This is a genomic window from Anaeromyxobacter sp. SG17 (assembly GCF_022690695.1).
Taxonomy (GTDB): domain Bacteria; phylum Myxococcota; class Myxococcia; order Myxococcales; family Anaeromyxobacteraceae; genus Anaeromyxobacter; species Anaeromyxobacter soli.
In genome coordinates this window covers 1-16137 of record NZ_JALCYX010000088.1, presented here as the reverse complement: position 1 = coordinate 16137, position 16137 = coordinate 1, and the positions used below count along the sequence as shown (strand labels likewise).

Below are 16137 nucleotides of genomic sequence, written 5' to 3'. Positions count from 1 at the left end.
CGGGGGCGGGGCGCGGGCGCCTCGGCGCGCCGGATCGCCCGCGCCGCGGCGCGAAGCCGCCGGCCCTCGCGTGCGGCCTCCTCCGGCAGGATCTCGCCGAGCTCGCGGCAGAAGGCCGCGGCGGCGTCCAGCGCGGCGGCGGCGAGCGCCTCCACCTCCACCTCGACGTCCCGGGCGAGGACCCGCGACGGGCGGGCGAGCGTCACCACGGTCAGCAGCGCGCTCGGGCCGCGCCTGCGGATGACGAGCTCGAGCTCGCCGTCGCGGAACGGGACGGTGGCGTGGGCCTCCCCGCTGACCACGCGGGAGATGGCCCGCAGGAGCGCCTCGAGCGAAGGAAGGAGCGCCCCCTCCGCCCGCCCGGAGGTGATGTCGATCCCGTCGACCTCGATGGCGAGCGCGTCCACGACGGCGCGCGCCGCGGCGACCCGCGCCGGCCCCTCCGCGCGGCTCAGAGAGGCGGTGAGCCCGGGGTCGTGCTTCCAGCTTGCGCCCGTTCGGATCCGGATCATGGGATCCCAAGAATCACCGCGGAATCAGGTACTTTCAACGTTGACAGGGCAGGGGCCCCGCACGAAGATGTCCACTCCGGTGCGGGCCCCCGACGCGTGGGCCGCCCCTCCTTCTTTCCCTCTACCAAGGACGTACATGACCTTCACGGAAGCAGCGATCGAGGTGCTGCGGCGCGAAGGAAAGCCCCTCCACTTCAGGAAGCTCACGGAGATCGCCATCCGCGAGAGCCTGCTCGACCACGTCGGGAAGATTCCCGAGGAGACGATGGCCGATCAGCTCGCCGCGCACTGCCGCCTTCCGCACGAGGACCGGCGGGTGATCCCGGTGCAGCAGGGCACCTTCGCGCTGACCGAATGGGGACTCGACGAGGACCCCGCTGGGCTGGAGGCGCTCGTCGAGCCGCCTCCCGACGGGGAGCCCGCTTATCGGGGGCGCGAGCGCCACCCGATCCCCTCCCGCGAGCTCGCCCGCAGCACCGGGCGTGGCGAGGCGGGCAAGCCGCGTCGCAGGGAGGAGGAGGAGCGGCGCGGGCGCCGCTTCCCGCCGCCCGCGGAGGTCGCCTACGAGATCCTGGCCGGCGCCGGCCGCGCGCTCTCGCTCGCCGACATCGCCGCGCAGGGCGCGGAGCGGCTGCTCATGCCGGACGCGTTCGTCCGCGACGGCGGCTCGCTGCGGGCCGCGCTCGTCGAGGACAACCGCCGGCGCGAGTCGGCCGGGCGCAAGGCGCTGTTCCTCGTCGACGGGGACTCCGTGACGCTCGTCGCGCAGCCCGAGCCGGGCGAGCGTGTCGCCGCTCCGGCTGCCGCGCGTGCCGCGCCGGTCCAGACCGCGACCGAGCTGCGCCGGGCGGCCCTCGCCGGGCTGCGCCGCCGCCTGCGCGAGTGCGACGCCGCCACGATCGAGCACGTCGCGTCCCGGCTGCTCGACAAGATGGGGTTCCGCGAGCTCAAGGTCGCGAAGCGCAGCCGCGAGCACGTGATCTACACGGCGCGGCTCAAGATGGGGCTCGGCGACCTGCGCCACGGGATCCGGATCGTGCGCAACGGCGCGGACGCGTCGCGGCGCGACGTGACCGAGCTCCGCCGCGACCTCGCCCACTACGGCGCCCAGATCGGCATCGTGGTCAGCGCCGGAGAGGTGGCGCGCGAGGCGCGCGCCGAGGCGACGGCGGCGGGGCAGCTGCCCATCGTGCTCCTCTGCGGCGAGGCGCTCGCCGAGGCGTTCGCGGACGCGGGGCTCGGCACCGTCCCGGTGGTGATCCCGGAGGTCGACGACGGCTTCTTCCGCGCCGCGGCCGAGGAGGCCGAGAAGGAGGAGGCGGCCCGGCGTGCCCGGCGCGAGGAGCGCGATCGCCGCGAGGGCAGGGAGCCTCGCGAGCGCGACCGGGAGCGGGACCGGGACCGGGACCGGGACCGGGAGCCGCGCGGGGCCCGCCGCGAGGAGCGGACCGTGTCCGTCGAGGCGGTTCAGGCGGCGTCGGAGGAGCCGAGCGGCGCACCGATCGCGGAGCCGGCTGCGGGCGAGGTCATCGCGAGCGCGGCGGCGGCTGCCGAGGCGGTCGCGCCGTCGCGTCCGCCGCAGCCCGTCGCGCCGCGGGGCGAGACGTCCATCGAGGTGCCCGCAGAGCTGGACGACGAGGGGCCGGAGGGCGAGGAGGACGAGGACGAGTCCGAGGCCTCGGCCGAGGGTGAGCCCGCCACCGCGTCCGAGGCGAGCGCCGGCGAGGCCGGAGCCGGCGCAGACCGTCGCCGTCGCCGCCGGCGCAGGCGCCGGCGTGGCGGTCGGGGTCGCTCGCGAGAGGGCGCTCCCCAGGGGCAGGCCGCGGCCGGCGCGGAGGGCGCTGCGGGCGAGGCACCGGCGCAGGGCGCTCGCGAGGGCGTCGCCGCTCCCGAGGCGCCTGTCGCCGCTCCGCAGTCCGCGCCACCTCCCCCGGCTGCGCGGCAGGACGACGGGGACACCGGCGGGTAACGATGCGGAGCGCGCGCCGAGGCGTCACCGGGGTGATCGTGGCCGTCGCGGCCCTGATCGCCGCGGTGCCGGCCTGCCGCCGCGGTGCCCAGCCGGCGTCGATCGCGAGCGTTCGCATCGCCGACGGTGCGCTGGCGGAGCCGCTGCGGGAGGCGGGCCTCGACGTCCCCAGCCTGGAGAGCGCCGCGCGCGCAGCGCTGGGGGAGGCGGGCTTCCGGCTCGCCGACGGCGAGCGCTCCTACCGCGCGCGCATCGACGTGCTCGGGGTGCGGCTCGCGCCCGACGGCTTCGCGGGGAGCGCGCCGCGGGTGGAGATCGCGATCGAGCTCCAGCTCGCCCCGGTGAACCCGGAGGCGGGCGAGATCGTGCGCGAGACGAGCACCGCCACCGCGACGCTCGCCGGCCGGACGCCCCGGGACGCCTGGCGCACCGCGTTCGGCGCCGCGGCGGCGGACGCGGCCAAGGGGCTCGCGCTCGGGTTCGCCGCCGAGGCGAAGCCCCTCGACGCGCTCCTCGCCGATCTCGGCTCGCGTGATGCCCGGGTTCGCGATCACGCCATCCGCGTGCTGGCCGACCGGCGCAGCCCGGAGGCGGTCCCCGCGCTGCTCGAGCGGCTGCGGGACGCCGATCCCGAGATCGTCCAGCGCGCGGTGGGCGCGCTCGCGCAGATCGGCGACCGCCGCGCGGTGGCCCCGCTCATCGAGGTGGCGCAGGGCGGTGACCCCGCGCTGACCGCGCGCGTCGCCCGGATCGTGGGCGAGCTCGGCGGCTCCGAGGCGGAGGGGTACCTGCTCACGCTCGAGGCCGGTCACCCCGATCCCGCCGTCCGCCGCGCCGCGCGAGAGGCGCTCGCGGAGCTCTCCGCGCGCGCGGAGGCCTCGGGCTCGGCGGTTTCCGCTAAGATGCGGGCCCCATGAGGCTCCGCTCCCTCGCCGCCGTCTCCCTGATCGCTCTCGCCTGCGCCCGCGCGCCCACCCCACGGGCCGCGGCCGCCGCCCCCGGCGCCGGGCCCGCCGACTACTTCCCGCTCGCCGTCGGGAACGAATGGATCTACCGCGACGAGTCGCCCGTCCTGCCGCCCGCTCAGCGCGGGAACGAGCGCACGGTCCGGATCGTCGAGCGCACGGCGGACGGCTACTTCAAGGACACGGAGCGCGGAGAGCTGCGCGCCGACGCCGGCTGCCTGCACGATCGGACGCGCCGCCTGCTGTGCGGCCCCATCGCGGCGGGCACGCGCTGGACCTCCATCGTCTCGGCGAGCTCGACGGAGCGGTACGAGATCGCGGGGGTGGGCGAGGCGGTGACCACCCCGGCAGGCGCGTTCCAGGGCTGCGTGCGCGTGCGGGCGCACAACCGCGCGGGGCCGGACGCGGACCACGTGCTCGAGATCACCTACGCGCCCGGGGTGGGGCCGGTGAAGCTCGAGACGTTCTCGGTCGTGGGCTCGGCGGTGACGCCGCAGGTGCGGGCGGTGCTGCGCGCGTACCGGATCGGAGGCAAGTGATGCGCGAGGTCGGCATCGGGATCGCCGGGTTCGGCACCGTCGGCGGCGGGGTGCTCTCCATCCTCCGCAGCCACGCGGACGACATCGAGGCGCGGCTCGGCGCGCGCATCGCCGTGCGCCGCGTGGCGGTGCGCGACGCGACCAAGGAGCGCGCCGTCGGGCTCGATCCCGCGCTCCTCACCACGCGCCCGGAGGACCTGCTGGAGGATCCGGAGATCGCGGTCGTGGTCGAGCTCATGGGCGGCGTCGACAGCGCGTTCGACCTCGTCCGCGGCGCGCTCGAGCGCGGCAAGCACGTCGTCACCGCGAACAAGGCGCTCCTCGCCGCGCGCGGCGAGGAGATCTTCCGGCTCGCCCGCCGGCAGGGCGTGGACGTCTACTACGAGGCGGCGGTCTGCGGCGGCGTGCCGATCATCCGCACGCTCCGCGAGGCCCTCGCCTCCGACCGGATCAACTCCCTCCACGGCATCGTCAACGGGACGACGAACTTCATCCTCACCGCGATGGACGAGCAGGGCGCGCGCTTCGAGGACGCGCTCCGCGAGGCGCAGCGGCTCGGCTACGCCGAGGCGGATCCCACCCTCGACGTGTCGGGCGGCGACGCGGCGCAGAAGCTCTGCGTGCTCGCGCAGCTCGCGTTCGGGGCGCGGCTCAAGCCCGAGGACGTCCTGACGGAGGGGATCACCGCGCTCAGCCCCGAGGACTTCCGCTGGGGGCGCCAGTTCGGCTACGCGCTCAAGCTGCTCGCCATCGCCCGGCGCACCGGGCCGGCGGAGGGGGCGGGCGCGGGCGCGCCCGACCAGATCGAGGCGCGCGTGCACCCTGCGTTCATCCCGGCGGGCTCGCTCCTCGCCGGCGTCCGCGGCGCCATGAACGCGGTCGTGCTCCGCTCCGAGGCGCTCGGGCCCTCCATGCTCTACGGGCAGGGGGCCGGCGCGATGCCCACCGGCAGCGCGGTGGTGTCGGACATCATCGACCTCACCCGCAACATCCTCGCCGGCAGCCCCGGGCGCGTCCCGCTCCCGCCGGACCGGCCGCTCGTCGAGCTGCGCCCGCACGACGAGGTCCGCTGCGCGTACTACCTGCGCTTCTCGGTGAAGGACGCGCCGGGCGTGCTCGCTCGCACCGCCTCCAAGCTGGCCGAGCACCGCATCTCCATCGCGGCGGTGCAGCAGCGCGAGCAGAACGACCAGGGGCAGCCCGTGCCGCTCGTCATCGTGACCCACCTCGCGCGCGAGGCGGACCTGCGCGGCGCGATCGGCGAGATCGATCGCTACTCGACGACGCTCGCGCCCACGCGGCTCATCCGTATCGAGACCGTCTGACCGGCGGGCGCGCGCGCCCGGCCTTGCCTGGTGCGCGCGCCTCCTGCTAAACCCGGCGCCCCCGCGCTCGGGGCTTCGGCGAGGCGTCGATCATGGTGAGCACCGAGCTCCGCGTCATCTACGGCGACACGGATCAGATGGGCGTCGTCTACTACGCGAACTACCTGCGCTACTTCGAGGCGGGGCGGAACGAGTTCATCCGCGCGAAGGGGCTCCGCTACCGGGACTTCGAGGAGCGGCACCAGCTCCTGCTGCCGGTCGTCGAGGCGCAGGTGAGCTACCGCACCCCGGCGCGCTACGACGATCTCCTCACCGTGGAGACGGCCCTCGTGGAGGCGCGCCGCGCCTCGGCGAGGTTCGGATACCGCATCGTCCGGGACGGCGACGTCGTCGTCACCGGGTACACCGTGCACGCGTGCGTGGACCGGGAGGGCAAGGTCCAGCGCATGCCCCGCGAGCTGCTCGAGCGCCTGTCGGCGGGCGAGGGGCTCGCGGACCCGACTTGAAGGAGCAGGAAGGCATGGATCGAAACCTCGCGCTCGAGGTGGTGCGCGTCACGGAGGCGGCCGCGCTCGCGTCCGCCCGGCTCATGGGCCGCGGCGACCGGAACGGCGCCGATCGGGCCGCCGTGGACGCGATGCGCCGCGTCTTCGACCACGTGAGCGTCCGCGGCGAGGTCGTCATCGGGGAGGGCGAGCGCGACGAGGCGCCCATGCTCTTCATCGGCGAGAAGGTGGGCCGCCAGGGGGAGGGGGACGTCGAGGTGGAGATCGCCGTCGACCCGCTCGAGGGGACGAACCTCTGCGCGACCGGCGCGCCCAACGCGGTCAGCGTCATCGCGATCGGCGAGAAGGGTAAGCTCCTGCGCGCGCCCGACGCGTACATGGAGAAGATCGCGGTCGGCCCGGGGGCCCGGGGCGCCATCGACCTCCGCCTCTCGCCGACCGAGAACCTGCGGCGCGTCGCCGACGCGCTCGGGAAGTACCTCGAGGATCTCACCGTGGTGATCCTCGATCGTCCTCGCCACGAGTGCCTCGTCGCCGAGGTGCGCGCGGCCGGGGCGCGGATCAAGCTCATCGGCGACGGCGACGTGTCGGGCGCGCTCAACACCTGCTTCCCCGAGTCCGGCGTGGACGTGCTCATGGGCACCGGCGGCGCGCCCGAGGGCGTGATCGCCGCCGCGGCCCTCCGCTGCGTGGGCGGCGACATGCAGGGCCGGCTCCGCTTCGCCAGCGAGGAGGAGCGCGCCCGCGCGACGCGGATGGGCCGCTCCGACCCGGACAAGGTGCTCTCGCTCGAGGAGCTCGCCGGCGGGAACGTGATGTTCGCCGCGACGGGCGTCACGAACGGCGACTTCCTCCGAGGGGTGCACTTCACGGGGGACGGCGCCCGCACGCACTCCGTCGTGATGCGGTCGAAGAGCGGGACGATCCGTTACATCGAGACCATCCACAGGTTCGCCCGCGCCCCGGACTACGGGCACTAGGGCGCCGCCCCGCCGTCGCGCCGCGCGGCAGGCGGGAGAGCCGCCGCGGGGCGCGACGCCCCTGGAGGAGACGAATGGCCGCCATCTCGCGTGAGGTCGTCATCGACGCGCCCGTGGAGCGCTTCTTCGATCTGGTCGTGGACTACGGGCGCTACCCGGAGTTCGTGCCCGGAATCCATGCCTGCCGGGTGAAGGGCGGCGGCCCGGCGAGCCGCGAGGTCGAGTACGAGCTCGACGTCGGCGTTAAGAAGATCCGGTACGTCCTCCGTCACGTGGAGGAGCGACCGCGGCGCGTCGCCTGGTCGCTCGTCTCGGGAGACATGATGAAGGTCTCGAGCGGCTCCTGGGAGCTCGAGGACGCGGGCGGGAAGACGCGCGCCCGGTACACGGTGGACATCCAGATCGCGAAGCCGCCGCTCGTGCCGCAGGTCATCGTCGACCGCGTGGCCGACGAGCTCACCCGCGTGCAGCTGCCGCGGACGCTCGAGGCGTTCAAGCGCCGCGCGGAGCTCTAGCAAGTCGCTCGAAGCGTGCGCAGCTGGCACAGCCCCGTGTGGCTCGCCGACGCCTGCCGGCCCGCATGCCGATCGTCTCCGGCTAGCTCCGAAGAGAGCGCGGGCGCGCATCCTTGACCCCCCATCTCGGCGGGGTTTACGATGATTCTTGGCCCTGGTCGGGACATCTGAATGCGCCGCCGAGGCGCATCGTTAAGACAGGAGAGCGCGAACGGAGAGCCGTCCCAGAGGGAACGCAGCTTGCACATCCAGGGACCGGAGACGAGGACGAGGCCGAGGGGACGAGACATGCTGGACGCCTACGTCATCGAGGAGATCAAGCGGCGCGAGCGAGAGCAGCGCCGTGACGATCGTCCGGTCATCGAGCTGCCCATCCCCCAGCCTGCGCACCGGCCGGGCGGCGAGGAGCCTGCCGACCGCGACGACGGCCGGAAGGATCGCGGCGTCGTGATCATCGACCTCGGCTGACCAGATTCGTAGGAGGCGCTCGCCAGAGGCGAACGCCGACGAGAGGGCGCGGACCGCGAGGTCTCGCGCCCGATTTCTTCTCTGCGTCCTTCGGGCCGGGTCTCGGAATACCGATTGACCGTCGCGGATGCGGCGGGCACATTCCGGCACCCGAACGGCGGTGCGCTTCGCCCGCCGCGGCCAGCTGGCGCTCCGCGCCGCGAGGGAGGGACCTCCGATGACCGAGATCATCAACGTGACCGCGCGCGAGATCCTCGACTCGCGCGGCAACCCCACGATCGAGGTCGAGGTCGCGGTCGGGACGGGCGACGTCGGCCGCGCGGCCGTACCGTCGGGCGCCTCGACGGGCGAGCACGAGGCGCTCGAGCTCAGGGACGGCGACAAGCGCCGCTACCTGGGCAAGGGGGTCCGCAAGGCGATCGCGAACGTGCTCGACGAGCTCGCCCCGGCGGTGGTCGGGCTCGACGCCGCGGACCAGGCGGTGCTCGACCAGCGCATGATCGAGCTCGACGGCACCGCCACCAAGTCGAAGCTCGGCGCGAACGCCGTCCTCGGCGTCTCGCTCGCCGCGGCCAAGGCGGCCGCGCAGGCGCACGGGCTGCCGCTCTACCGCTACGTCGGCGGCGTCGGGGCGCGCACGCTCCCCGTGCCGCTCATGAACATCCTGAACGGCGGCGCGCACGCCGACTCGAACGTGGACATCCAGGAGTTCATGGTGGTCCCGCTCGGCGCCCCGACCTTCGCCGAGGCGCTGCGCTACGGCGCCGAGATCTTCCACGCGCTGAAGAGCGTGCTGAAGAAGAAGGGGGCCGGGACCGGCGTCGGCGACGAGGGCGGCTACGCCCCGAGCCTCGCCTCGAACGAGGAGGCCCTCGCGCTCATCATGCAGGCGATCGAGCAGGCGGGCCTGAAGCCGGGGGACGACGTCGCGCTCGCGCTCGACTGCGCGGCGAGCGAGTTCTTCGAGAAGAGCTCCGGCAAGTATGAGCTCGAGGGCGAGGGGAAGGCCTTCGACGGCAAGGGGCTCGTCGACTTCTACGCCGGGCTCGCCGCGAAGTACCCGATCGTCTCGATCGAGGACGGCTGCGCGGAGGACGACTGGGCCACCTGGAAGCTGCTCACCGAGCGGCTCGGGTCGAAGCTCCAGCTCGTCGGCGACGATCTCTTCGTGACGAACGTGACCCGCCTCTCGCGCGGCATCCAGGACGGCGTCGCGAACTCGATCCTCGTGAAGGTGAACCAGATCGGCTCGCTCACCGAGACGCTCGAGGCCGTCCGCATGGCCCACCGCGCGGGCTACACGAGCGTGATGAGCCACCGCTCCGGCGAAACCGAGGACACCACGATCGCGGACCTCTCGGTGGCGTGCGACTGCGGGCAGATCAAGACCGGCTCGGCGTCGCGCACCGACCGGGTCGCCAAGTACAACCAGCTCCTCCGCATCGAGGAGCAGCTCGGCAAGGCCGCCCGCTACGCGGGGCGCGACGCGTTCAAGGCGCTGCGCTGACCGCCGAGGCGGGCTGGACGTTCGACGCGCCGCGGGATCGATCCCTCGGCGCGTCTTCTTCTTCGGGACGAGCAGGGATCTCGACCACCCCGCTCCACGCTCCGCGCCGCCGCGCCCGTGCGCACTGCGAGCGGCGAGTCGAGCGATCGGGCTTTTCGCGGAAAAGTGGACGTTGACGGGGGTTCCGTTTGACCGCAACCCGTGCGTTTCGCTAGGTTCGCGCGCCACACCGACGGCGCGAGGAGAATGCATGCGGGCCCAGTGGATCGCGAAGCGTCACGGCCAGCCGAACCTGACGCAGATGCATCATGCGCGGCGCGGGATCGTGACCGAGGAGATGGCGTACGTCGCCGAGCGGGAGCGGCTCGCGCCGGAGGCCGTGCGCGAGGAGGTCGCCCGCGGGCGGCTGGTGATCCCGGCGAACGTGAACCACCCCGAGCTCGAGCCCATCGGGATCGGCGTCGCCGCGACCTGCAAGATCAACGCGAACATCGGGAACAGCGCCGTCACCTCCGACGTGGACGAGGAGCTGCGCAAGCTCGGCGTGTGCCTGCGCCACGGCGCGGACACGGTCATGGATCTCTCGACCGGCGGGGACATCCCGCTCATCCGGGAGAACATCCTCCGGCACAGCCCGATCCCGGTCGGCACCGTGCCCATCTACGAGTGCCTCGCCCACGTGAAGGACGTCGTCGACCTCACCCCGCGCATGCTCCTCGACATCATCGAGGCGCAGGCCGCGCAGGGCGTCGACTACATGACGATCCACGCGGGCGTCCTGCGCGACATCGTCCCCATGGCGGCCGGGCGCATCACCGGCATCGTCTCCCGCGGCGGCGCGCTCATCGCGCGCTGGATGGCCGCGCACGGCGAGGAGAACCCGCTCTACACGCACTTCGACGCCATCTGCGAGATCTTCAAGCGCTACGACGTCACGTTCTCGCTCGGCGACGGGCTCCGGCCGGGCTGCCTCGCGGACGCCTCCGATGCGGCCCAGTTCGCGGAGCTGAAGGTCCTCGGCGAGCTCACGCGCAAGGCGTGGCAGCACGACGTCCAGGTGATGGTCGAGGGGCCGGGACACGTCCCGCTCGACCAGATCCCGATGAACATGCAGAAGGAGCGGGAGCTCTGCGACGACGCCCCGTTCTACGTGCTCGGGCCCATCGTCACGGACATCGCCCCCGGCTACGACCACATCACGAGCGCCATCGGCGCGACGGTCGCCGCGCAGCACGGCGCCTCCATGCTCTGCTACGTCACGCCGGCCGAGCACCTCGGCCTGCCCGACCAGGAGGACGTCCGGCAGGGGATCATCGCGTACAAGATCGCCGCCCACGCCGCCGACGTCGCCCGCCACCGGCCGGGCGCGCGCGATCGCGACGACGCGCTCTCGCGGGCGCGCTACGCCTTCGACTGGAAGCGCCAGTTCGAGCTGTCGCTCGATCCCGACGCCGCGCGCACGAAGCACGACGCGACCCTGCCGCACGACACGTTCAAGTCCGCGGAGTTCTGCTCGATGTGCGGGCCCAAGTTCTGCTCGATGCGGATCCACTCGCACCTCGGCGACGCGGACGCCCCGGGCGCCGCGCCGCCCTGCGGGGCCGAGCCCGCGCCCGAGCCCACCGCGCGCGCCGGCGCGCTGCCCATCGCGAGATAGGCCGTAAACGGCCGCGAGCCCGCCGGGGCCCCTCCGCGATCGCGGCGTGGCCCGCTGCGGTCGCGCGTCGCGAGCGGCCGCCCAGCCCGGACCCGCCCCTCGGGGACGTGGGACGCGAAGTGTCGCCGAGCCCGCGCCGGGTTAGGATCCGCGCGATGGCACCCCCGGTCACGGTGTACGAGGTCGGCCCCCGGGACGGGCTCCAGAACGAGGCGCGCACCGTCCCCCCCGGCGACAAGCTCGCGCTCGTCCGCGCGCTCGCCGAGGCCGGGCTGCGCCGCATCGAGGCGACGAGCTTCGTCTCGCCGCGCTGGATCCCGCAGCTCGCGGACGCCGCCGAGGTCACCGCGGCGCTGCCGCGCGCCGAGGGCGTGTCCTACGTGGTCCTCGTCCCCAACGCGAAGGGGCTCGAGCGACTCGTCGAGGCGCTCGGCGGCGGGGGCCCCGGGCACGCTCCGGTCGACGCCGCGGTGTTCCTCTCGGCGTCCGAGAGCCACTCCCGCCGGAACATCAACAAGGGGGTCGCCGAGGCGCTCGAGGAGCTCGCGACGCTCGTGCCCGCGGCGCTCGCGCGCGGGCTCCGGGTGCGGGGCTACGTGTCGACGGTGTGGGGCTGTCCGTACGAGGGGAGGGTGGATCCGGCGCGCGCGGTGGAGATCGCGCACCGGCTCCTCGCCCTCGGCTGCCACCAGGTCTCGCTCGGCGACACCATCGGCGTCGGGACGCCCAACCAGACGCGCGACATCGTCCGGCGGGCGCTCGCGGGCGCGCCGCCCGAGGCGCTCGCGCTCCACATGCACGACACGCGCGGGACGGCCCTCGCGAACGTGCTCGTCGGGCTCGAGGAGGGGCTCACCACCTTCGATTCCTCGATCGGCGGGCTCGGCGGCTGCCCCTACGCGCCGGGCGCGTCGGGCAACCTCGCGACCGAGGATCTCGTCTACATGCTGCACGGGATGGGGATGGAGACGGGCGTCGACTGGGAGCGGCTCGTCGCGGCGGGCGCCCTGGCGCAGCGGCTCGTCGGCCGCCGGCTGCCGGGCAAGGCGCTCCAGGCGGAGCTCGCGCGCGCCGGGGCGGGCGCGTGACGCGGGCGCTGGATCGAGGCAGGGACGGACCCCGGGAGGCGCACGTGAGGCAGCTCCGGATCGATCGTCGCGACGGCGGCATCGAGGTGTGGACCATCGACGGCGAGGCGCGGCGAAACGCGATCTCGCGCGCGCTCCTGCGCGATCTCGAGGAGCACCTCGCCCGCGCGGCCGCGGATCGCGCGCTCCGCTGCGTGGTCGTGACCGGCGCGGGGGACAAGGCGTTCTGCGCCGGGGCGGACCTCAAGGAGCGCGCCGCGATGTCCGCGGAGGACGTCCACGCCTTCCACCACGGGCTGCGACGGGCGCTCCGCGGCATCGAGGAGGCGCCCCAGCCGTTCGTCGCGGCCCTGAACGGCGCGGCGCTGGGCGGCGGCCTCGAGCTCGCGCTCGCCTGCGATCTGCGCCTCGCGGCGGAGGGGGCGGAGCTGGGCCTGCCGGAGGTGGCGCTCGGGATCATCCCCGGCGGCGGAGGGACGCAGCGCCTCGCCCGGCTCGTGGGCGTGGCCCGCGCGAAAGATCTCGTCCTCACCGCGCGCCGCGTCTCCGCCGCCGAGGCGCTCGCGATGGGGCTCGTGACGGGCGTCGCCCCGGGCCACCGTCTCCTGGAGGACGCGGTGGCGCTCGCCGCGCGCATCGCGCGGAACGCGCCGGTCTCGCTGCGGCAGGCGAAGCGGGCGATCGACGGCGGCTTTCACCTGCCGCTCGAGGAGGCGCTGGAGCTCGAGAACCGGCTTTACCAGGACTGCCTCGGCACGAAGGACCGGGTGGAGGCGCTCCGCGCGTTCGCGGAGAAGCGGCCGCCCGTCTTCACGGGCGAGTGACCGTCCCCCGGACTCGGGACTCCCCGGCGCTCCCGCGACGGCGATTCTGAGGTAACCTCCGTCGCCGAAAGGGTCCGCGGCACCGAATGGGCGAGGGCGAGCACACCATCATCGGGAAGATCCCGCGGGAGCGCCTGAACCAGATCGCCTCCCGCAAGCTCTCCGCCCTCGGCATCCCGGTGCGGCTCGGCTCCGACCGCGAGACGCTCGAGGGTGAGCTCGCGCTCTCTCGCGCCGTCCACCCCGCGACCGGCCAGCCGATCCCGCGCGCCCGCTTCGTGGTCGCCGGCCACGACCACCTCCGCTTCGTGGACGCGCCCCTCGCCGCGCTCGGCCCCGTGCCGTTCCAGGCTCACGAGCGCGCCGCGCAGCTCGATCAGGCCGTCGCCGCGCTGCTCCAGGAGCGCGCCGCGGCCCTCTCGGACGTCGCCGCGAGGCTCCGCGCGCTCCGCCTCGAGGCCGGGCTCGAGGCCGACCGGCTCGCGGTGCGGGCGATCGTGAAGACGCCGCGGCACGCGTTCGAGCTCCTCGGCGGGCCCGAGGGCATCCGCGTCTCGCGGGTCGCGCCGGTCGGCGGGGCGCCGTTCGAGGTCTCCCCGGAGTTCCCGCCGCTCGAGCTCTCCGGGCTGCGCACGCCCGCGGAGCTCGAGCAGCACCTCGTCGGCGCGCTCTCGCGGATGACCCCGGTCCACGCGCGCGACGCCCGGACCCCCGCGCCCGTCGCCTCGCGGCTCGAGGTCACCCCGCCGCCGCGGAACGCGCTCACGCTCGCCACCCTCGCTGCCGTCTTCGGGGAGGACGCCATGCTCGCGCCGAACGCGATGGTGGAGCTCGTGCAGGAGTTCGAGCACGGCGGGACGCGCTACCGCTTCGTCGCGAGCCGCGAGATGGGGACGCGCTTCAAGGGGCGCCTCATCGGCCCGAGCGGCGACGTCTGGTCGGACCGCTTCGAGCTCGGCGCGTTCCCGGGCACGCGCGCGCTCGTCGCGCTCGCGCTCGGCCTCGCCCCGGGGCAACCCTCCGCGCCCGAGCCGGGCGGCGCCGCCGTCGCCTCCGCCGGCGCGGCCGGTCTCCCCGGGCACCTGCAGCCGAGCCCGGGCGAGGTGTGGGTCATGAACGTGGTCGTCGAGGACGCACGCGACGGCGACGTGCGGTACGTCGGCACGGACATCGACGGCCGCCCCTACGGCGCGGCGCGCGTCCTCCCCCGCGCCGACTTCGAGGCGGTGTTCTCGCAGGAGCGGGGCGGCTGGCGCCTCCTCGTCCTCGTGGACCAGGTGCAGGACGGCAGCGTGATCTATCGTCAGCTCGACGCGAGCCGGCAGCCCATCGGCGCCCCCCGCAAGATGGCGGCGGCCATCCTCGTCGCGAACTTCGTGCCGGAGGCGGCGGCCTACTGATGACGACCGGGAACCCCATCGCCGACCGCGTGCTCGCGGGTAACGTCCGCGCCGCGGCGAGGCTCATGCGCGATCTCGACGACCGCCAGCCCGGCGCGGAGGCGGCGCTCCGGGCGCTGTTCCCGCGCACGGGGCGCGCCTACGTGGTCGGCCTCACCGGCGCGCCGGGCGCGGGGAAGTCGTCCCTCACCGATCGGCTCATCGCGCACCACCGCGCCCACGGCCGGACCGTGGGCGTCGTGGCGGTGGACCCCACGAGCCCGTTCACCGGCGGCGCCATCCTGGGCGACCGGATCCGGATGCAGGACCACGCGCTCGACCCCGGCGTCTTCATCCGCTCGCTCGGCACGCGCGGCCACCTCGGCGGCCTCTCTCGCTCGACGTCGGACGTCGTGCAGGTGCTCGACGCCATGGGGAAGGACGTCGTGATCGTCGAGACGGTCGGCGTGGGGCAGGACGAGATCGAGGTGGCGAACCTCGCGCACACGGTGGTGGTGGTCGCGGTGCCCGGGCTCGGTGACGACGTCCAGGCCATCAAGGCCGGCGTCCTCGAGATCGCCGACGTGTTCGCGGTGAACAAGGCCGACCGGGAGGGCGCGGATCGCACCGTGCGCGACCTGCAGGGGATGCTCGAGCTGCGCCGCATGGTGGCGGCGCGGCCGGGAGACCACGACGCCGCGCATCGCTTCGGGGGAGCGTTGGGCCTCGCGGCGCCGGACGGCTCCTGGGAGCCTCCCATCGTGCGGACCGTGGCGCTGCGCGACGAGGGCATCGCGGAGCTGGCCGCGGCCGTGGACGCGCACCAGGCCCACCTCGAGACGTCCGGCGGCCGCCGGATCCGCGACGCGGCGCGCGCGAGGGCCGCGTTCGTCGCGGTGCTGCGAGAGCGCCTCGTGCAGGGCGCGCTCGAGCGGCTCGAGGCCGAGATGGGCGAGCTCGACGCGGTGGCGGCGCGCATCGCCGCGCGCGAGGCGGATCCCTACGCGCTCGCCGACGAGCTCGCCGCCCGCCTGCGCACATGAGGACCGGCATGAACGACGCGAACGACCCGGGCCGGAGCGCGACCTCCCCGGGCGAGGAGAGACCCGCCGATCCGGTCGCGGCGCTGGAGGCGCGGCTCGGGCTCGCCGTGGGGGACCGCGCCATCGCGCTCGCGGCGCTCACGCACAAGTCCTACGTGAACGAGCACCGGGACGAGGCGGGCCTCACCGACAACGAGCGGCTCGAGTTCCTGGGCGACGCGGTGATCGACCTCGCGGTGTCGCACCGGCTCATGGACCGCTTCCCGGGGGCGCGCGAGGGCGATCTCTCCAAGATGCGCGCCGCCGTGGTGGACGAGCAGGGGCTCTCGGAGATGGCGCGCGCGCTCGACCTGGGCTCGCTCCTGCGGCTCGGGCGCGGGGAGGAGCTGACCGGCGGGCGCCGGAAGTCCTCGCTCCTCGCCGACGCCATGGAGGCCGTGGTGGCGGCGCTCTACCTCGGCGACGGGCTCGCGCCGGTGCTCGTGCTCATCGATCGCTTCCTGGGCGAGGCGTTCGCGCGGGCCGCGGCCGGCACGCTCGACCGCGACTTCAAGACCCAGCTCCAGGAGCTCTCGCAGAGCAGGCTCCGCGCCACCCCCCGCTACCGCGTCGTGGGCGAGCACGGCCCGGATCACTCGAAGACCTTCGAGGTGGAGACGGACCTGCGCGGCGAGGTCGTCGGGAAGGGCGCCGGCCGCTCGAAGAAGGACGCGGAGCAGGCCGCCGCGAAGCTCGCCCTCGACCTGCTCGCGAGGAGGTTCGCGGAGGCGGGCGCGACCGAGGCGGCGGCGTCGCCGTCCGGGCCCGTCGCGCCGGCGGGCGCGCCGGCCGGCGCGGGCGCACCGCCGGCCGAGGCCCTC

General features: G+C 74.6%; 15 protein-coding genes and 1 pseudogene. 15 read left to right on the top strand and 1 reads right to left on the bottom strand.

The window, feature by feature from the left end; all coding sequences use genetic code 11:
• A pseudogene (locus MNY60_RS20935) lies at window positions 1–512 on the bottom strand (pyrrolo-quinoline quinone); the annotation flags it as partial.
• A gap of 136 nt (window positions 513–648) precedes the next feature.
• Between MNY60_RS20935 and MNY60_RS20930 the strand changes: the two are divergent.
• The 15 genes from MNY60_RS20930 to rnc all read left to right on the top strand — a co-directional run.
• A complete protein-coding gene (locus tag MNY60_RS20930; protein ID WP_242340751.1) occupies window positions 649–2481 on the top strand; it encodes an HTH domain-containing protein in 1833 nt (610 codons plus the stop codon).
• A 32-nt stretch (window positions 2482–2513) separates the two neighbouring features.
• Entirely contained in the window at window positions 2514–3398 is an 885-nt protein-coding gene (locus MNY60_RS20925) for a HEAT repeat domain-containing protein (RefSeq protein WP_242340750.1), read from the top strand.
• A complete protein-coding gene (locus MNY60_RS20920) occupies window positions 3395–3985 on the top strand; it encodes a hypothetical protein (RefSeq protein ID WP_242340749.1) in 591 nt (196 codons plus the stop codon). Before MNY60_RS20925 ends, MNY60_RS20920 begins: the two co-directional genes overlap by 4 nt.
• Entirely contained in the window at window positions 3985–5310 is a 1326-nt protein-coding gene (locus MNY60_RS20915) for a homoserine dehydrogenase (protein ID WP_242340748.1), read from the top strand. Before MNY60_RS20920 ends, MNY60_RS20915 begins: the two co-directional genes overlap by 1 nt.
• Before the next feature lie 92 nt (window positions 5311–5402).
• A complete protein-coding gene (locus tag MNY60_RS20910) occupies window positions 5403–5816 on the top strand; it encodes a thioesterase family protein (protein WP_242340747.1) in 414 nt (137 codons plus the stop codon).
• 14 nt (window positions 5817–5830) lie between these two features.
• Window positions 5831–6796: a class II fructose-bisphosphatase gene (gene glpX, locus MNY60_RS20905; RefSeq protein WP_242361752.1), complete on the top strand. Its 966-nt coding sequence runs from the start codon at window positions 5831–5833 to the stop codon at window positions 6794–6796.
• A 74-nt stretch (window positions 6797–6870) separates the two neighbouring features.
• Entirely contained in the window at window positions 6871–7311 is a 441-nt protein-coding gene (locus MNY60_RS20900; RefSeq protein WP_242340745.1) for a type II toxin-antitoxin system RatA family toxin, read from the top strand.
• Window positions 7312–7599: 288 nt separating this feature from the next.
• The gene (locus tag MNY60_RS20895) at window positions 7600–7779 is read left to right on the top strand and encodes a hypothetical protein (RefSeq protein ID WP_242340744.1); all 180 of its coding nucleotides are present in this window, start codon (window positions 7600–7602) and stop codon (window positions 7777–7779) included.
• Between the two features lie 217 nt (window positions 7780–7996).
• Window positions 7997–9286: a phosphopyruvate hydratase gene (gene eno, locus MNY60_RS20890; RefSeq protein ID WP_242340743.1), complete on the top strand. Its 1290-nt coding sequence runs from the start codon at window positions 7997–7999 to the stop codon at window positions 9284–9286.
• Between the two features lie 250 nt (window positions 9287–9536).
• Window positions 9537–10943, top strand: a complete 1407-nt coding sequence (gene thiC, locus MNY60_RS20885) for a phosphomethylpyrimidine synthase ThiC (protein ID WP_242340742.1) — start codon at window positions 9537–9539, stop codon at window positions 10941–10943.
• 155 nt (window positions 10944–11098) lie between these two features.
• Window positions 11099–12031 (top strand): hydroxymethylglutaryl-CoA lyase, encoded by a 933-nt coding sequence (locus tag MNY60_RS20880; RefSeq protein WP_242340741.1) that lies wholly within the window; start codon window positions 11099–11101, stop codon window positions 12029–12031.
• Window positions 12032–12075: 44 nt separating this feature from the next.
• Entirely contained in the window at window positions 12076–12855 is a 780-nt protein-coding gene (locus MNY60_RS20875) for an enoyl-CoA hydratase-related protein (protein WP_242340740.1), read from the top strand.
• A gap of 86 nt (window positions 12856–12941) precedes the next feature.
• Complete coding sequence (locus MNY60_RS20870) at window positions 12942–14255, top strand: hypothetical protein (RefSeq protein WP_242340739.1); 1314 nt, start codon at window positions 12942–12944, stop codon at window positions 14253–14255.
• Window positions 14255–15277 (top strand): methylmalonyl Co-A mutase-associated GTPase MeaB, encoded by a 1023-nt coding sequence (gene meaB / locus MNY60_RS20865; RefSeq protein WP_242340738.1) that lies wholly within the window; start codon window positions 14255–14257, stop codon window positions 15275–15277. The genes MNY60_RS20870 and meaB overlap by 1 nt, the downstream gene beginning before the upstream one ends.
• Before the next feature lie 8 nt (window positions 15278–15285).
• The coding region (gene rnc, locus MNY60_RS20860; protein ID WP_242361750.1) for a ribonuclease III at window positions 15286–16137 on the top strand (852 nt) is incomplete at its 3' end.

Bases quoted from the DNA above. Each gene is read 5' to 3' on its own strand.
- MNY60_RS20915 (WP_242340748.1), top strand. From the start codon at position 3,985: ATGCGCGAGGTCGGCATCGGGATCGCCGGGTTCGGCACCGTCGGCGGC.
- MNY60_RS20910 (WP_242340747.1), top strand. From the start codon at position 5,403: ATGGTGAGCACCGAGCTCCGCGTCATCTACGGCGACACGGATCAGATG.
- MNY60_RS20870 (WP_242340739.1), top strand. From the start codon at position 12,942: ATGGGCGAGGGCGAGCACACCATCATCGGGAAGATCCCGCGGGAGCGC.
- MNY60_RS20900 (WP_242340745.1), top strand. From the start codon at position 6,871: ATGGCCGCCATCTCGCGTGAGGTCGTCATCGACGCGCCCGTGGAGCGC.
- meaB (WP_242340738.1), top strand. From the start codon at position 14,255: ATGACGACCGGGAACCCCATCGCCGACCGCGTGCTCGCGGGTAACGTC.
- eno (WP_242340743.1), top strand. From the start codon at position 7,997: ATGACCGAGATCATCAACGTGACCGCGCGCGAGATCCTCGACTCGCGC.
- glpX (WP_242361752.1), top strand. From the start codon at position 5,831: ATGGATCGAAACCTCGCGCTCGAGGTGGTGCGCGTCACGGAGGCGGCC.
- MNY60_RS20895 (WP_242340744.1), top strand. From the start codon at position 7,600: ATGCTGGACGCCTACGTCATCGAGGAGATCAAGCGGCGCGAGCGAGAG.
- thiC (WP_242340742.1), top strand. From the start codon at position 9,537: ATGCGGGCCCAGTGGATCGCGAAGCGTCACGGCCAGCCGAACCTGACG.
- MNY60_RS20880 (WP_242340741.1), top strand. From the start codon at position 11,099: ATGGCACCCCCGGTCACGGTGTACGAGGTCGGCCCCCGGGACGGGCTC.
- MNY60_RS20930 (WP_242340751.1), top strand. From the start codon at position 649: ATGACCTTCACGGAAGCAGCGATCGAGGTGCTGCGGCGCGAAGGAAAG.
- MNY60_RS20920 (WP_242340749.1), top strand. From the start codon at position 3,395: ATGAGGCTCCGCTCCCTCGCCGCCGTCTCCCTGATCGCTCTCGCCTGC.